Annotated in this window: 18 protein-coding genes; 5 read left to right on the plus strand and 13 right to left on the minus strand. The window is 69.9% G+C overall.

The features are described 5' to 3' along the window. Positions 1-138: 138 nt before the first annotated feature. The 5 genes from ACWGH4_RS04205 to ACWGH4_RS04225 form a co-directional block, all read right to left on the minus strand. A complete protein-coding gene (locus tag ACWGH4_RS04205) occupies positions 139-1,512 on the minus strand; it encodes a dicarboxylate/amino acid:cation symporter (protein WP_453455358.1) in 1,374 nt (457 codons plus the stop codon). Between the two features lie 296 nt (positions 1,513-1,808). Then, complete coding sequence (locus ACWGH4_RS04210; RefSeq protein ID WP_307707720.1) at positions 1,809-2,105, minus strand: DUF4229 domain-containing protein; 297 nt, start codon at positions 2,103-2,105, stop codon at positions 1,809-1,811. A 64-nt stretch (positions 2,106-2,169) separates the two neighbouring features. Continuing rightward, a complete protein-coding gene (locus ACWGH4_RS04215; protein ID WP_441265667.1) occupies positions 2,170-2,694 on the minus strand; it encodes a GNAT family N-acetyltransferase in 525 nt (174 codons plus the stop codon). Positions 2,695-2,768: 74 nt separating this feature from the next. Then, entirely contained in the window at positions 2,769-3,932 is a 1,164-nt protein-coding gene (gene mqnE, locus ACWGH4_RS04220; RefSeq protein WP_005313880.1) for an aminofutalosine synthase MqnE, read from the minus strand. Positions 3,933-3,982: 50 nt separating this feature from the next. Then, entirely contained in the window at positions 3,983-4,438 is a 456-nt protein-coding gene (locus ACWGH4_RS04225; protein ID WP_005313883.1) for an Lrp/AsnC family transcriptional regulator, read from the minus strand. A 130-nt stretch (positions 4,439-4,568) separates the two neighbouring features. On the opposite strand from ACWGH4_RS04225, the gene ACWGH4_RS04230 reads away from it, so the two are divergent. Further along, the gene (locus tag ACWGH4_RS04230) at positions 4,569-4,715 is read left to right on the plus strand and encodes a hypothetical protein (RefSeq protein WP_441265666.1); all 147 of its coding nucleotides are present in this window, start codon (positions 4,569-4,571) and stop codon (positions 4,713-4,715) included. Here the strand turns inward: ACWGH4_RS04230 and ACWGH4_RS04235 are convergent. After that, the gene (locus tag ACWGH4_RS04235) at positions 4,712-5,374 is read right to left on the minus strand and encodes a UbiX family flavin prenyltransferase (protein ID WP_373465422.1); all 663 of its coding nucleotides are present in this window, start codon (positions 5,372-5,374) and stop codon (positions 4,712-4,714) included. The two genes, ACWGH4_RS04230 and ACWGH4_RS04235, sit on opposite strands and share 4 nt — an antisense overlap. A 110-nt stretch (positions 5,375-5,484) precedes the next feature. Here ACWGH4_RS04235 and ACWGH4_RS04240 point away from each other — a divergent pair, with 110 nt between their 5' ends. Next, positions 5,485-6,075 (plus strand): rhomboid family intramembrane serine protease, encoded by a 591-nt coding sequence (locus tag ACWGH4_RS04240; RefSeq protein ID WP_453455364.1) that lies wholly within the window; start codon positions 5,485-5,487, stop codon positions 6,073-6,075. Positions 6,076-6,088: 13 nt separating this feature from the next. On the opposite strand, the gene mqnP is transcribed toward ACWGH4_RS04240, so the two are convergent. The 3 genes from mqnP to ACWGH4_RS04255 are packed head-to-tail and all read right to left on the minus strand — an operon-like array spanning position 6,089 to position 8,930. Next, complete coding sequence (mqnP, locus tag ACWGH4_RS04245; protein ID WP_453455367.1) at positions 6,089-7,012, minus strand: menaquinone biosynthesis prenyltransferase MqnP; 924 nt, start codon at positions 7,010-7,012, stop codon at positions 6,089-6,091. After that, on the minus strand, positions 7,009-7,482 hold the full coding sequence (locus ACWGH4_RS04250; RefSeq protein WP_441265664.1) for a hypothetical protein: 474 nt from the start codon (positions 7,480-7,482) through the stop codon (positions 7,009-7,011). The genes mqnP and ACWGH4_RS04250 overlap by 4 nt, the downstream gene beginning before the upstream one ends. Then, on the minus strand, positions 7,479-8,930 hold the full coding sequence (locus ACWGH4_RS04255; protein ID WP_441265663.1) for a menaquinone biosynthesis decarboxylase: 1,452 nt from the start codon (positions 8,928-8,930) through the stop codon (positions 7,479-7,481). Before ACWGH4_RS04255 ends, ACWGH4_RS04250 begins: the two co-directional genes overlap by 4 nt. Positions 8,931-9,020: 90 nt before the next feature. Between ACWGH4_RS04255 and ACWGH4_RS04260 the strand changes: the two genes are divergently transcribed. Beyond that, the gene (locus ACWGH4_RS04260; RefSeq protein ID WP_441265662.1) at positions 9,021-9,410 is read left to right on the plus strand and encodes a PLD nuclease N-terminal domain-containing protein; all 390 of its coding nucleotides are present in this window, start codon (positions 9,021-9,023) and stop codon (positions 9,408-9,410) included. A 1-nt stretch (position 9,411) separates the two neighbouring features. Then, on the plus strand, positions 9,412-10,305 hold the full coding sequence (locus ACWGH4_RS04265; RefSeq protein ID WP_453455372.1) for a LysR family transcriptional regulator: 894 nt from the start codon (positions 9,412-9,414) through the stop codon (positions 10,303-10,305). On the opposite strand, the gene ACWGH4_RS04270 is transcribed toward ACWGH4_RS04265, so the two are convergent. Continuing rightward, complete coding sequence (locus tag ACWGH4_RS04270) at positions 10,262-11,221, minus strand: DMT family transporter (protein WP_453455375.1); 960 nt, start codon at positions 11,219-11,221, stop codon at positions 10,262-10,264. The two genes, ACWGH4_RS04265 and ACWGH4_RS04270, sit on opposite strands and share 44 nt — an antisense overlap. 108 nt (positions 11,222-11,329) lie before the next feature. Here ACWGH4_RS04270 and ACWGH4_RS04275 point away from each other — a divergent pair, with 108 nt between their 5' ends. Continuing rightward, positions 11,330-11,779, plus strand: a complete 450-nt coding sequence (locus ACWGH4_RS04275) for a nucleoside deaminase (RefSeq protein ID WP_453455378.1) — start codon at positions 11,330-11,332, stop codon at positions 11,777-11,779. Positions 11,780-11,787: 8 nt separating this feature from the next. Here ACWGH4_RS04275 and ACWGH4_RS04280 read toward each other — a convergent pair whose 3' ends face one another. Genes ACWGH4_RS04280 through resB form a run of 3 tightly spaced genes read right to left on the minus strand, consistent with a single transcriptional unit; the run spans position 11,788 to position 15,096 of the window. Next, positions 11,788-12,303, minus strand: coding sequence for an SRPBCC domain-containing protein (locus tag ACWGH4_RS04280; RefSeq protein WP_453455381.1), 516 nt, complete (start codon positions 12,301-12,303; stop codon positions 11,788-11,790). Between the two features lie 37 nt (positions 12,304-12,340). Beyond that, positions 12,341-13,426, minus strand: a complete 1,086-nt coding sequence (gene ccsB / locus ACWGH4_RS04285; RefSeq protein WP_441265657.1) for a c-type cytochrome biogenesis protein CcsB — start codon at positions 13,424-13,426, stop codon at positions 12,341-12,343. After that, on the minus strand, positions 13,423-15,096 hold the full coding sequence (resB, locus tag ACWGH4_RS04290) for a cytochrome c biogenesis protein ResB (protein WP_453455385.1): 1,674 nt from the start codon (positions 15,094-15,096) through the stop codon (positions 13,423-13,425). Before resB ends, ccsB begins: the two co-directional genes overlap by 4 nt.

The raw sequence follows: 15,096 nt of genomic DNA on the forward strand, positions 1-15,096 counted from the left end.
CCGCCCGCCCCCCGGCGGGCCGGCGGGGCCGCCGGGGGGGCCCCCCCCCCCCCCCCCACCCCGCGGGGGGCCCCCGCGGGGCGCCGGCCCCCGCCCACGAGGGGAGGCGGTCGCACGACCGCCGGACGCGGTGCGACGTCAGGCGGGGACCGGCACGGTCCCCTTCTCCTCGGCCGTCACGGCGTCGGTACCGGCGTCGGCCCCACCGTCGATGTCGTCGATCGGCGAGGAGGTGGCGCTGTTGTACGCGTCGTGGTCGAGGATCTGCTCACGCGCCGCGACGATGACGGGAACGAGCGCCTGTCCCGCGACGTTGGTGGCGGTGCGCATCATGTCCAGGATCGGGTCGATCGCCATCAGCAGGCCGACGCCCTCCAGCGGGAGGCCCAGGGTGGACAGGGTCAGCGTCAGCATGACCGTGGCGCCGGTCAGACCGGCGGTGGCGGCGGAGCCGACCACGGAGACGAACGCGATCAGCAGGTAGTCCTGGATGCCGAGCTGCACGTCGAAGATCTGCGCGATGAAGATCGCGGCGAGCGCCGGGTAGATGGCGGCGCAGCCGTCCATCTTGGTGGTCGCGCCGAACGGGACCGCGAAGCTCGTGTACTCCTTCGGGACGCCGAGACGCTCGGTGACCTTCTGGGTGACCGGCATGGTGCCGACCGAGGAGCGGGAGACGAACGCCAGCTGGATGGCCGGCCAGGCGCCCCTGAAGAACTGGACGGGGTTGACCTTGGCGACGGTCGCGAGCAGCAGCGGGTAGACGCCGAACAGGACCAGGGCGCAGCCGATGTAGACGTCGGCGGTGAAGGTGGCGTACTTGCCGATGAGCTCCCAGCCGTAGTCGGCGATGGCGAAGCCGATGAGGCCGACGGTGCCGATGGGGGCGAGGCGGATGACCCACCACAGGGCCTTCTGGAGCAGCTCGAGCACCGACTCGCTCAGGTCGAGGATCGGCTTGGCGCGGTCACCGAGCTTGAGTGCGGCGATACCGGCGACGGCGGCCATGAAGACGATCTGGAGCACTTCCAGCTCGGTGAACGGCGTGATGATGTCCGTCGGGACGATGCCGGTGAGGAAGTCGATCCAGGTTCCGGCGTTCTCCGGCTTCTGGCCGTCCTTCGGGGTGAGGCCGGTGCCCGCGCCCGGGTTGGTGACCAGTCCGATGACGAGGCCGATGGCCACGGCGATCAGCGACGTGATCATGAACCACAGCAGTGTGCGGCCGGCCAGCCGTGCGGCGTTGTTGACCTTCCGCAGGTTGGTGATCGACACCAGGATGGCGAAGAACACGAGCGGCGCGACGGCCAGCTTCAGCAGCTGGACGAAGATCGAGCCGACCTGGTCGAGGGTGTCCTTCAGCCAGCCGATGTCCTGGCTGCGGGCGAGGGCGCCGAGCAGGACGCCGAGCGCCAGACCGGCGACGATCTGGGCCCAGAAGGGGACCTTGGGTATACGGAATCCGGAGCCGGACTGCTTTCCGGCAGGGGTGGACGCGGTGTTCGCGGACACGGACGCACTCCAGTGGTGGCGTTCGGGAAGTACAGGGGACGGGGGTGCGGCGCCCGTGCGCGTGAAGGCGCGGCGCCGCTGCGTGATGCCGGGTTGTCAGATGTGGCGGCAACAGACCGCGGACATGCAGCGGCACAGATCGACATGCAGGCGCGCCACGAGCAGGAGGCTCGCGGCGTCTGGGTGGCGCACTGCTGTCTTCACGCCGAACACGTTAACACTTGAACTTATCGAAGCTCAAAGCTCCCCTTTGGGGCCCCTGTCGGCCCGCCCTGTCGGGTGACCGTCGGCCCGCCCTACTGGGTGACGCCGTCCTCCTGCTTGCGGTTGGCCTCGAGACGGGCCTTGGCGCTGTCCACCTTGGTGACGATCTGGGCGGACATCGCGTCACGCTGCTTGCGCAGCAGCACGAAGCTGAGCGGCGCGGAGAGCACGAGCGCGAGCAGCACGACCCACACGAAGTTGGAGTCGCCGAGGCCCTTGGGGAGGGCCCCGACCTGGACCAGTCCGGCGACGACGACGAAACAGCCGACGAAGATCGCCAGACGCAGTGCGGTGTACTTGATCGCGGCACTCGTCCTTGCAGCGGACACGGCGGGCCTTCTTCCTTGCGTACGACGTGGGTGCCTGTCCAGTGAAGCACGCCGCCCCCAGGCGCTAGCCGAGGGGCAGCAGCATGATGACGTCGTCGCGGTCGTCGCCGTCGCCGACCCGGATCGCCCCCGGCACCCGGCCGACCTCCTTGTAGCCGCAGGCGGCGTAGAAGTGGTCGGCGCCGGTGCCGCCGCGGCAGGTCAGACGTATCGCCTCGATGCCGTCGAACCCGCGGGCGGCATCGGCGGCGGCCGCCATCAGATCGCGCCCGTAGCCCCTGCCCTGGTGGCCGGGGTGGACCATCACCGTGTAGAGCCAGATCCAGTGCTTCATCAGGCGGTGGGTGTTGAAGGCGAGGAAGGCGGTGGCCGCGATCGCGCCGGCCTCGTCGCGGCCGACGAGCAGCCGCATCCGGCCCTCGGCGATGGCGGTGAGGTGGCCCAGCCACCCCGGCCGGACGTCCTCGGCCGTCACGGGCGGGACGAAGCCGACGGCGCCGCCGGCGTTGCTGACGTCCGTCCAGAGCGCGACGACACCGTCCCGCAGCTCGTTCGTGAGGGCCGGGTCGAGTTCGAAGGTGAGGGCCATGCGGGCCAGCGTAGAAAACGGCGAACCCCGGCCGGGGCCGGGGTTCGCAGAGCGAGACGGACGCGGCCCGGGTCTCAGACGCGCATGGGCTGCGGCGACTCGCGGCGGTCGGCGTCGGGGCCCGGGTACTCGCGGATGATCTCGTAGCGGGTGTTGCGCTCCACGGGACGGAAGCCGGCGTCGCGGATCAGGTCGAGCAGGTCGTCACGGGTCAGCTTGTTCGGCGTCCCGTAGTTGTCCGCGTCGTGCGTGATCTTGTACTCGACGACCGAGCCGTCCATGTCGTCCGCCCCGTGCTGAAGGGCGAGTTGGGCGGTCTGCACACCGTGCATCACCCAGAAGACCTTGACGTGCGGCACGTTGTCGAACAGCAGCCGCGACACGGCGAAGGTCTTGAGCGCCTCCGCGCCGGTCGCCATCGTGGTGCGTGCCTGGAGCTTGTTGCGGACCTTGCCGTCCTGCATGTCCACGAAGTCGTGCTGGTAGCGCAGCGGGATGAAGACCTGGAAACCACCGGTCTCGTCCTGGAGTTCACGCAGCCGCAGCACGTGGTCGACCCGGTGGCGCGGCTCCTCGATGTGCCCGTACAGCATGGTGCAGGGGGTCTTGAGGCCCTTCTCGTGCGCCAGGCGGTGGATGCGCGACCAGTCCTCCCAGTGGGTGCGGTGGTCGACGATGTGTTGGCGGACCTCCCAGTCGAAGATCTCCGCGCCGCCGCCGGTCAGCGACTCCAGACCGGCCTCGATGAGCTCGTCGAGGATCTCGGAGGCGCTGAGCCCGGAGATCGTCTCGAAGTGGTGGATCTCGGTGGCGGTGAAGGCCTTCAGCGAGACGTTCGGCAGGGCCTTCTTGAGCTCGGAGAGCGAGCGCGGGTAGTAGCGCCAGGGCAGGTTGGGGTGGAGCCCGTTGACGATGTGCAGCTCGGTGAGGTTCTCGCCCTCCATCGCCTTCGCGAGGCGGACGGCCTCCTCGATGCGCATGGTGTACGCGTCCTTCTCGCCCGGCTTGCGCTGGAACGAGCAGTAGGCGCACGACGCCGTGCACACGTTGGTCATGTTGAGGTGCCGGTTGACGTTGAAGTGGACGACGTCGCCGTTCTTGCGGGTGCGCACCTCGTGCGCGAGACCGCCGAGCCATGCCAGGTCGTCCGACTCGTAGAGGGCGATGCCGTCCTCACGCGTCAGCCGCTCACCGGCCCGGACCTTCTCCTCGAGCTCGCGCTTGAGTCCTGCGTCCACTTCGGGCCGCCTCCCATACGTCTACCAATCGGGCTCCACCCACGGTATCCCTAGCTCTCCTCCGGCAGGTCGCCGACCCGGTTCTCCCACTTGGTCGAGAGCACGATGGTGGTCCGTGTGCGGGAGACGCCGCGCGTCCCGGAGAGCCGGCGGATCGTCTTCTCGAGGCCGTCCACGTCGCTCGCGCGCACCTTGAGCATGTACGAGTCGTCGCCGGCGATGAACCAGCAGTCCTCGATCTCCGCGAGGTCCTTCAGCCGGCGCGCCACGTCCTCGTGGTCCGCGGCGTCGGAGAGCGAGATGCCGATCAGGGCCGTGACGCCGAGGCCCAGGGAGCGGGCGTCGACGGTGGCGCGGTACCCGGTGATGACGCCCGCCGCTTCCAGGCGGTTGATGCGGTCGGTGACGGAGGGGCCGGAGAGCCCCACGAGCCGGCCGAGCTCGGCGTACGAAGCCCTGCCGTTCTCGCGCAGGGCCTGGATGAGCTGCCTGTCCACGGCGTCCATATGCCTGAGCCTTCCATTATTCAGCGATACCGCAAGTTTACGTGTAGAATCTAAGGTACACAGGGCCGACACCCTGCGATTTACTCAAATGATCAGAGCTGATCCCACAGGATCACGATCCATACAGGAGATGACACTCACCGTGTACACGATCGAGATGGCCTACGCCCACATGCGACAGCTGCAGGAGCTGGCCAACCGCTCGCGTGCCCACCAGCCCTCTGCCGCCCGCAAGGCCACCACGGCCCGTGCACCGCGCACCGGCAAGAAGCGCTAATCGCCTCCGGAGCCACCACCCAGCTCCCCCTTCCAGCGGCGGTACAGCCGATGCGGCACCCCTGCCGCGTCGAGCACCCGCCCCGCGACGAAGTCCACCAGATCCTGGATGTGCGTCGCCCCCGCGTAGAACGCCGGAGAGGCGGGCAGCACCACTGCGCCCGCCTCGTCCAGCGTCACCAGGTGCTTCAGCGTCTGTCCGTTCAGCGGGGTCTCCCGCACGGCGACCACCAGAGGGCGCCGTTCCTTGAGCGTCACGCTCGCCGCCCGCTGCAACAGGTCCTTCGAGAGCCCGAGCGCCACACCCGCCACACAGGCGGTCGACGCCGGCACGATGAGCATCCCCTTCACCGGGTACGACCCCGACGACGGCCCGGCGGCGAGGTCCCCGGCCGCCCAGTGCCGCACGTCGCTCACATCGACGTCGAAGCTGTCCGGCTTCCCGTCGGCTCCCCTGGCCAGCCACTGCCGCAGGTCCTCCTGCCAGTGCGCGTCCCGGAAGGCGATACCGGTCTCGTCGAGCAACGTCAGCCGCGAGGCCCTGCTGACCACCAGGTCCACGCTCTCGCCGGCGGCCAGCAGACCGCGCAGCACGGCGGCCGCGTACGGCGTGCCGGAAGCACCGGACACCCCCACGACCCAGGGCCGTCGACTGTTCACTTCTCGCTGCTCCACACCGCCGAGCCTATCCGGCGGCGCGAACGCGGAACCGGGCACGGTGCGCGGGACGTTCCCGTCACACAAGCGCGTGCACACCGCAGGGGGCGACGATGACCCGTACAGAGGTCAAGCAGTGGGGCAGATCGGAGCGGGCCTGGGCCGCGGCCAAGCTGGTCCTCGCCTTCGTCGCCCTGCTGTGGCTGCTGGAAGCGGTCGACGTGGCGACGGGACACGCCCTCGACTCCTACGGCGTGGTCGCCCGTGAGCCCGACGAACTGGTCGACATCGTGCCGTCGGCGTTCATGCACTTCGGCTTCGCGCATCTCGCCGCCAACAGCGTCCCGCTGCTGGTCTTCGGCTTCCTCGCGGCGCTGGCCGGCGTGCGCCGCTTCCTCGCCGTGGCGCTGATGATCATCCTGGTGGCGGGCATCGGCGTCTGGCTGTTCTCCCCCTCGGGGGCCAACACCGCGGGCGCCTCCGGCCTGGTCTTCGGGCTCTTCGGCTACCTCGTGGTGCGCGGCTTCGTGGAACGCAAGCTGCTGGACGTGTGCGTGGGCCTGCTGATCGGCGCGGTCTGGGGCAGCTCGATCCTGTTCGGCCTCTCCCCCGCGAACACGGGCGTGAGCTGGCAGGGCCACCTCTTCGGCCTGCTGGCGGGCATCGGGGCCGCGTTCGTCTTCCGCGGCCGCGCCCGGGCCTGAGCGGACGGGACGGTCAGACCGTCAGGCCCCGCACCACGAGATCGAGCAGGGCGCACACGAAGAGCGAGATCCCGATGAAGCCGTTCGTCGTGAAGAAAGCCCTGTTCAGACGGGACAGGTCGTGCGGCCGGACGATCGTGTGCTCGTAGAGGAACGCCGCCGCGACGATCACCAGGCCCGCCCAGAACAGCACGCCCGCGTCCGTCGCCAGCGCGAACCAGACGAGCAGGCCCGTCGTCACGACATGCGAGGCGCGGGCGCCGTACAGCGCGGCCGGGATGCCGAAGCGGGCGGGGACGGACTTCACGCCGTGGGCACGGTCGGCCTGCACGTCCTGGCAGGCGAAGATCAGGTCGAAGCCGCCGATCCACACGCCGACGGCCAGGCCCAGGATCACCGCGTCCCACGACCACTCGCCCGTGACCGCGATCCACGCGCCGACGGGGCCGATGGCCTGCGCGAGACCGAGGATGGCGTGCGGGAAGTCGGTGAACCGCTTGCCGTACGGATAGACCACCATCGGCACGACCGCGACCGGCGCGAGCGCCAGGCACAGCGGGTTGAGCAGCGCCGCCGCGCCGAGGAAGACGACCAGCGCGATCAGCGCGCCGGTCCACGCGGACCGTACGGACACCGCGCCCGTGACCAGTTCGCGCCCCGCGGTGCGCGGGTTCCGTGCGTCGATCTCCCGGTCGATGATCCGGTTGCAGGCCATTGCGAAGGTCCGCAGACCCACCATGGCGACGGTGACGAGCAGCAGGTCCGTCCAGTGGACCTGCCCGTCCAGCTGGAACATCGCGGTGAGGGCGGCGATGTAGGCGAAGGGCAGCGCGAAGACCGAGTGCTCGATCATCACCAGCCGCAGGAAGGCCTTCACCTTCCCGGTGGGCTGCGGTGCCGGGCCGGAACCCACGACCCCGTCTGCGGTCGTCATCATGCGAGGCTCCCGAGGAACGCGTCGAGGTCGGCCAGCAGCCCGGCGACGGGCAGCGGGCCCGTCTCCACGGTCAGCGGCGTCCCGGTCTCGTCGTCGGGCGGGGTGACGCGCGCCGTGAAGGCGTACGCGTCCGCACCGGCCGGACGCGCGTCCAGACTCAGCACCGCCCCGCCGTCGACGGTGAACGGCCCGGACGCCGCGGCGAGCTCCGCGCGCAGCCGCTCCGCGAAATCGGCGGGCTCCGCGTCGCGCACACCGGGCAGCTCGAAGCCGTCGCCCTCGCCGTCGTTCTCCAGCAGGACCGCCCAGGTGTCGCCGGCGCCCGCGAACTCCTCGGGCGCGACGCCCGCCTGCTCGGCGGCCAGCCGGACGCCCGGGTCGGCGGGGTCGAGCTCGGGGCGCACCAGGGCCACGTAGTCGGTGTCGGTGCCGATGAAGAGGGCGGGACCGCCCACGGCGATGGGACTCACAGGCCGTACTCCTTCCAGCGGCGGTCGACGAGCGCCGCCGTCGCGGGATCGGACTCGACCATCTCCGGCCAGCCCCCGTCCCGCGTGTACCCCTCCTCCGGCAGTTTGCGCGTCGCGTCGATGCCTGCCTTGCCGCCCCAGAACTGCTGGTAGGACGCGTGGTCCAGATGGTCGACGGGGCCTTCGACGACGGTGAGGTCGCGTGCGTAGTCGGTGTTGCCGAGCGCGCGCCAGGAGACTTCGTGCAGGTCGTGGACGTCGCAGTCCTTGTCGACCACCACGATGAGCTTGGTCAGCGACATCATGTGCGCGCCCCAGATGGCGTGCATCACCTTCTGGGCGTGCTTCGGGTACTTCTTGTCGATCGAGACGATGGCGCAGTTGTGGAAGCCACCCGACTCCGGCAGGTGGTAGTCCACGATGTCCGGCACGATGATCTTCAGCAGGGGCAGGAAGAAACGCTCGGTCGCCCGCCCCAGCGGCCCGTCCTCCGTCGGCGGCCGGCCCACCACGATCGACTGGAGCAGCGGCCGCTTGCGCATCGTGACGCAGTCGATGGTCAGGGCAGGGAAGGGTTCCTGCGGCGTGTAGAAGCCGGTGTGGTCGCCGAAGGGGCCCTCGGGCAGCATCTCCCCCGGCTCCAGCCAGCCCTCCAGCACGACCTCGGCGTTCGCCGGCACCTGGAGCGGCACCGTCTTGCAGTCGACCATCTCGATCCGCTTGCCCGCGACGAAACCGGCGAACAGGTACTCGTCGATGTCGCCGGGCAGCGGCGCGGTCGAGGCGTACGTCACGGCCGGGGGGCAGCCGAACGCGATGGCGACCGGCAGCCGCTCGCCCCGCTCGGCGGCCACGGCGTAGTGGTTGCGGCTGTCCTTGTGGATCTGCCAGTGCATCCCGATGGTGCGCCGGTCGTGGCGCTGGAGGCGGTACAGGCCGAGATTCCGTACGCCCGTCTCCGGGTGCTTGGTGTGGGTGAGGCCCAGGTTGAAGAAGGAGCCGCCGTCCTGTGGCCAGGTGAACAGCGCGGGCAGGGCGTCCAGGTCGACGTCGTCGCCGCGCAGGACGACCTCGTGCACGGGCGCGTCCTTCACCTTCTTCGGCGGCACGTGGACCATCGACCCGAGCTTGCCGAACGCCTCGCGCACCCCGATGAAGCCGTGCGGCAGCTCGGGCTTCAGCAGCCCGCCGATCTTGTCGCTGATCTCCGCGTAGGACTTCAGCCCGAGCGACTTCAGCAGCCGGCGGTCGGTGCCGAACACGTTCATCGCGAGCGGCATCGCGGAGCCGCGCACGTTCTCGAACAGCAGGGCCGGACCGCCTGCCTTGTTCACCCGGTCGACGATCTCCCCGACCTCGAGATACGGGTCGACTTCGGCCTTGATGCGCTTGAGGTCGCCCTCGCGCTCCAGCGCCCGGAGCAGGGAGCGAAGATCGTCGTAAGCCATGGGGTCAAGTATCGGTCACCCGCTACCCTGGCCCCGTCACCGGGGCAGGGGAAACGCCGCCCCGCCTAAGTCTCCAGGGGGCTGTCCCACATGCTCAGGGCGCTGATGTACATCCTGCCGCTGGCGCTGACGATCTACGCGTTCGTCGACTGCCTGAACACCCCCGAGGACGAGGCGAAGCATCTCCCCAAGCTGGCCTGGGTGTTCATCATCCTGCTCTTCTGGATCGTCGGCCCGATCGTCTGGTTCGCCGCCGGCAAGATGCGCCACGCCCCCGCCGGCGGCCGCACCCCCTCCGAATGGCACCGCAACCACCGCACGCAGTGGGTCGCCCCCGACGACAACCCGGACTTCCTGAAGTCCCTCAAGGACGAGAACGAGAAGGACGAGGCGGTCCTCAAGGACTGGGAGGCCGACCTGCGCCGCCGCGAGGAGGAGCTGAAGAAGCGCGAGCAGGGCGGCGAGGGCGACAAGTCCTGACGTGGAGATCCGTCTGCTGGTCACCTTCGAGAAGGTCGCGGCCCACCTCAGCTTCACGCAGGCCGCGGCCGAGCTGAAGTACGCCCAGTCGAGCGTCACCAGCCAGATCCGCTCGCTGGAGAGCTCCCTGGGCACCGAGCTGTTCGACCGGCTCGGCAGCCGCATCCGGCTCACGGAGGCGGGCGAACGGCTGGTGCCCTACGCCCGCAGGATCATCGAGCTGTCCGAAGAGGCGCGGGCGGCCGTCGTCGAGACCGACGAACCGGCGGGCGCCATCACCATCGGCACCATGGAGTCGCTCACCTCCTACCGGCTCCCGGAACTGCTCGAGTTGTTCCACCACCGCTATCCCCGGGTCAAACTGTCGCTGCGCCCCACCCTGGGCGACGAGACCCGCCGGGCGCTGCGCCACGGCGTGTACGACATCGGCTTCCTGATGGAACGGGAGACGGAGCACACGGGCCTCAAGAGCGAGGTCCTGGCTCCGGAGCCGCTGGTACTGGTGGCCGCGCCCGGCCATCCGCTGGCCGGGGCCCGGGAGCTGACCACCGCCGACCTGGCGGACGCCCAACTGGTGGGCACCGAACCGGGCTGCCCGTACCGGGACCTCTTCGAGGGCGAACTGCGCGAGCGGACCGGGGCGCCGCCGCCGTTCATGGAGTTCGGCACGATCGAGGCGACCAAGCGGGGTGTGGCCGCGGGTCTCGGGGTCGCGCTGCTGCCCCGGATGACGGTCCGTGCGGAGCTGACGTCCGGGGCGCTGGTGGCGCTGCCGTGGGAGCCGCCGTTCCGGCTGCACACGCAGGTGGCGTGGCGGGAGGGGAAGCGGCTGCCCCGGCATGTGCGGCTGTTCATCGACGAGACGGTGCGGCTGGTGCGGGAGCAGGAGTCGTAGCGGGTGCCTTGGTCGTGGTGGAGCGGGCCACGGTGCGCGGCTGCCGGGCGTGGTTGATCCGCAGCGAGGCCAGCAGGATCAGCGGGACGCCGAGCGCCTGGACCAGCCCGATGTGGTGCCCGTACACCGCCCAGTCGGCGACCATGGCGACGGCCGGGTAGACGAAGGCCAGCACGGCGATCTTCGCGGTGGCGAGCTTCTGGTAGGCCGAGTACATCAGCACGTACATGAGGCAGGTGTGGATCAGGCCGAGGCCCACCAGCCAGGCCCAGCCGGCACCGAGGCCGCTCACGGCCGCGAAGTCGGCGAAGGGCAGCAGCAGCGGGATGCCGACCAGCACCTGCACCAGCGCGACCAGATGCGGCTTCACACCGGTGACGCGCTTGGTGATCACCGTGGAGACCGCGTAGAACAGCGCGGCCAGCAGGGCGAATCCCAGCCCGGCGAGCGGGCCGGGGTCCGTGGGGCTCACGCCGGAGACGAGGACGAGACCCGCGAACGCGATGCCGAGCCAGCCGAAGGTCCCGGCGGTCAGCCGCTCCTTGAACAGCAGCGCGCCGAGCAGCACCACGTAGAACGGCTGGGTGTGGTAGACGACGGTCGCGAGCGAGATGGACGACTCCTCGTACGCCTCGAAGAGGAACACCCAGTTGAAGACGATGAACACGCCGCCGAGCGCGGCGAGCGCCAGCTTCTTCGGTGTGAAGGCGTGATCGGTGAAGTAGCCGCGGGCCAGGCAGTAGGCGCCGAGGGCGAGGGCGCCGAACAGGCAGCGGAAGAACACGACCTCGAACGGGGAGGCGCCCGACTCGACGACGAAGATGCCGAGGGTGCCGGAGAGCACCATGGCCAGGGTGAGTTCGACGGTGCCGCGCCTGGTGGCGTTCGCGGCGGTCTGCGCGGTCTCGGTTGTCATGTCTGTGAAGCTACGAGCGGCACACCTGGGCGGTCCACGCGCCAGTGGGGCGTCCTGCCGATGGGCCCATAGGCGCGTCCGATGGGTCCCGGAGCGGAGAGGAAGCGCATGGCACAGGACAGGTACGGGACATGGCTGGAGACGGCCGTGGCGGAGGCCCGGGCCGGCCTCGCCGAGGGCGGCATCCCCATCGGGGCGGCGCTCTACGGCGCGGACGGCACCCTCCTCGGCCGTGGCCGCAACCGCCGTGTGCAGGACGGTGATCCGTCGGCGCACGCCGAGACGGAGGCGTTCCGTGCCGCGGGGCGGCAGCGTTCCTACCGCGGCACGACGATGGTGACGACCCTGTCGCCGTGCTGGTACTGCAGCGGTCTGGTGCGGCAGTTCGGCATCTCGCGGGTGGTGATCGGCGAGGCGGAGACCTTCCACGGCGGCCACGACTGGCTGGCCGGGAACGGTGTGGAGATCGTGCTCCTCGACGACCCGTCGTGCCGGACGATGATGCGTGACTTCGTCGCCGCGAGCCCAGGTCTCTGGCAGGAGGACATCGGCGCCTGAGGGCGGCGTCACGCCGTGGTGTAGGCGTCCCGCAGTTCCTGCCGGCGCTTGGGCGTCCAGCCGGCCCAGTCGGTCGTCGGCCTGCCGCCGAGGGCGTCGTCGAGCAGTTCGAAGTGGTCGTGCCAGCAGGCCAGGCAGTCCGGCAGCACGTCGTCGTCGCAGCGCAGTCCGTTGGTGAAGCGCACCACGGTGCTGCCCTCCCGGTGCGGTTCGAGGTGGAAGCGGATACGGCCATGGACGGAGACGGTGTACTCGGCGACCCGCTCCACGTCCCAGGCGGTGACATGTCCTTCGGCGACGGTGTGCCGGCCCTCGGCGTCCGCGTCGAGACGGCGGAGCCGCACCGCGCCGCCGACTCTCGGTTCGAGTACGTCGGCGGCGCAGAGCCAGGTCGGCAGCCCTTCGGGCGTGGCGACGGCGGCCCACACCGGAATCACCGGATGCGGCAGGTGGAGTTCGTACCGCAGCAGGTGAGTGCCGTCGTCCCGGGTCTCGACGGTGCCGTGGGGGATTACGTCACTCATGCCTCCAGCGTCACCCCTCGGCGGCGCGGGCGCTACCTCACTCCACGCCCGCGTACGAGTGCAGGCTGTTCACGAACATGTTCACGCCGTAGTAGTTGAACAGCCAGCAGGCGAAGGCGATCAGCGCCAGGTACGCGGCCTTGCGGCCCTTCCAGCCGGCCGTCGCACGGGCGTGCAGATAGGCGGCGTAGGCGACCCAGGTGATGAACGACCAGACCTCCTTGGCGTCCCAGCCCCAGTAGCGGCCCCACGCGTCGCCGGCCCAGATCGCGCCGGCGATGATCGTGAACGTCCACAGCGGGAAGACGGCCGCGTTGACGCGGTAGGAGAACTTGTCGAGCGACGCGGCGGCGGGCAGCCGCTCCAGGACCGAGGAGGCGAAGCGGCCGGGCTTGCCGCCGCGGTCCAGCTTGGCCTCGTAGGAGTCGCGGAACAGGTAGAGCACGGTGCCCACGGCGCCGAGGTAGAAGACCGCACCGCAGAAGATCGCGGTGGAGACGTGGATCCACAGCCAGTACGAGTCCAGGGCCGGGACGAGCTGGTCGCTCTCCGTGTAGAGCCAGGTGACGGCGATGCCCAGGTCGAGCAGCACGGTCGTGACCAGCGGCAGCCCGGCCCAGCGGACGTTCTTCTTGGCGAGCAGCAGCGCCAGGTACACACCCACGACAACGGTCGAGAACGTCGTGGAGAACTCGTACATGTTGCCCCACGGCGCCCGCTGCACCGACAGGGCGCGGGAGGTGACGCCGGCGGCCTGGATCAGGAACGCGAGCGTGGTCAGGGACACGGCGATGCGGCCGTACAGGTCACCGCTCTCGGTGCCGCCGTGCGCGCCCGGGCCGTCGGGGACGTCACGGGCGCCGCCCGCGGTCCGGGTGACGACCTTCGGCTTCTCCAGGACGGCGGTGCCGCCGCCCTTGACCTGGATCTTCGGGGCGTCGGCCGGGGTCTTCCGGTCGGGGGAGGTCAGTGCGGCGGCCGTACGGGCCACCTTGCTGCGGCTGCCGAGCGTCCACTCGGCGATGTGCGCGAAGAAGGCCAGCGTGTAGACGGCCATCGACGAATAGATCAGATAGTTGCTGATCTCCGCCAGGTTCGCGTTGGTTGCGGCGGCGAGCGTCACTTCTCAGCCCCTTCGGCAGGAACTTCTACGGGTTCAGACGCGGTCGGCGCCTGCGCATGGAGGGTCGCGGCCAGCTCCGCCAGCTCCTCGGGGAGCTTCGCGGACTCAGCTCGGCCGAGGCCGGCCATCTCGACCACGGTCACACCGTCCGCGCCGCGCACCGCGCGCACCCAGACGCGGCGGCGCTGGATGAACAGTGAGCCGATCAGACCGGTGATGGCCGCGATAGCGCCGGCCAGGGCCCAGCCGTTGCCGGGCTGCTGAGAGATCTGGAAACTCGCCCACTCCTTCACCTCGTTCTCGAAGGTGATGGAGCCGGCGCCGTCGGGGAGCTTCATGGTCTCGCTGGGCCGCAGGCGCTGCTTGAGGATCTCCCCGTCCGCGTCCTTGAACTGCTCCATCTTGCGAGTGTCGAGCTGGTACACGTTCTGCGGCAGGCCGGCGTCGACGCCGAGGCTGCCGTGGTAGCCGGTCAGCGCGAGCACCGGGTACTCGAGCCCGGGGAACTGGGAGAACATGTCGCCGTGTCCGGCGCCCGCGAACGTCGGCACGAAGAAGGCCTGGAAGCCGAGCTGGTCCTTCTTGCCGTCCTTGTCGCGGTAACCGTCCATCACCTTGATGGCGCCGGTGGAGGTGACGTTGGAGTCGATCGGCAGCAGCGGCACGGCGCCGCTGGAAACGACCTTGCCCTTGCCGTCCCTGACGGTGACGACGGGTGCGTAGCCGTGCGACAGCAGATAGACCTTGGTGCCGTCGACCTCGAGCGGCTTGTTGACCTCGATGACCGACTTCCGCGCGGGACCGTCGCCCTTGGACCAGGTGACGGCTGCCTCGTAGGTGCGCGGGGTGCCCCGCTGCGGGCCGTCCTTCGCGTACGTCCCGGTGAAGCTGTCCAGGCTGAAGCTGAACGGCACGAGTTCATCGGTGTCGAACAGCGACCCGGACTTGAAGTCGTCGTACTGGATGAGCGTGTTGGAGAAGCCGTCGCCCTCGACGATCAGCTTCCCGCCCTCGGACTTGAACAGCGTCCCCGTGGCGAACGCCACCAGCATCACGATCAGCGACACATGGAAGACGAGGTTGCCCGCCTCGCGCAGGTAGCCCTTCTCCGCGGCGACGGCGTCGCCTGCCGCGTCGGCACGGAAGCGGCGCTTCTTGAGGATCGCGAGGGCCGCCTCGCGCACCTGCTCCGGATCGGTCCCGGTGCGCCAGGTGGTGTACGCGGGCAGGCGGGTGAGGCGCTTCGGCGCGGCCGGCGGCCGGCTGCGGAGCTGGCCGACGAACTGCCAGCTGCGCGGCACGATGCAGCCGATGAGGGAGACGAACAGCAGGATGTAGATCGCGGAGAACCACACCGAGCTGTAGACGTCGAAGAACTGGAGCTTCTCGTAGACCGGCGTCAGGAGGTCGTGCTGCTTCTTGAACGCCTGCACCTTGAGCTCGTCCACGCTGTTCTGCGGGACGAGGGAGCCCGGGATGGCGCCGAGCGACAGCATGAACAGCAGGATCAGCGCGACCCGCATGGAGGTCAGCTGGCGCCAGAACCAGCGGACCCAGCCGACGACGGAGAGCGTGGGCCCGCCGATCGCCTGGTCGGCCGGATTCTCCGTGGGGGCGGTGGACAGCTGCGCTCCGGCGTCGCCGAGGTCGCGCTCTTCGGTCTTGCTCAT

The organism is Streptomyces sp. NPDC054847 (genome assembly GCF_053610925.1).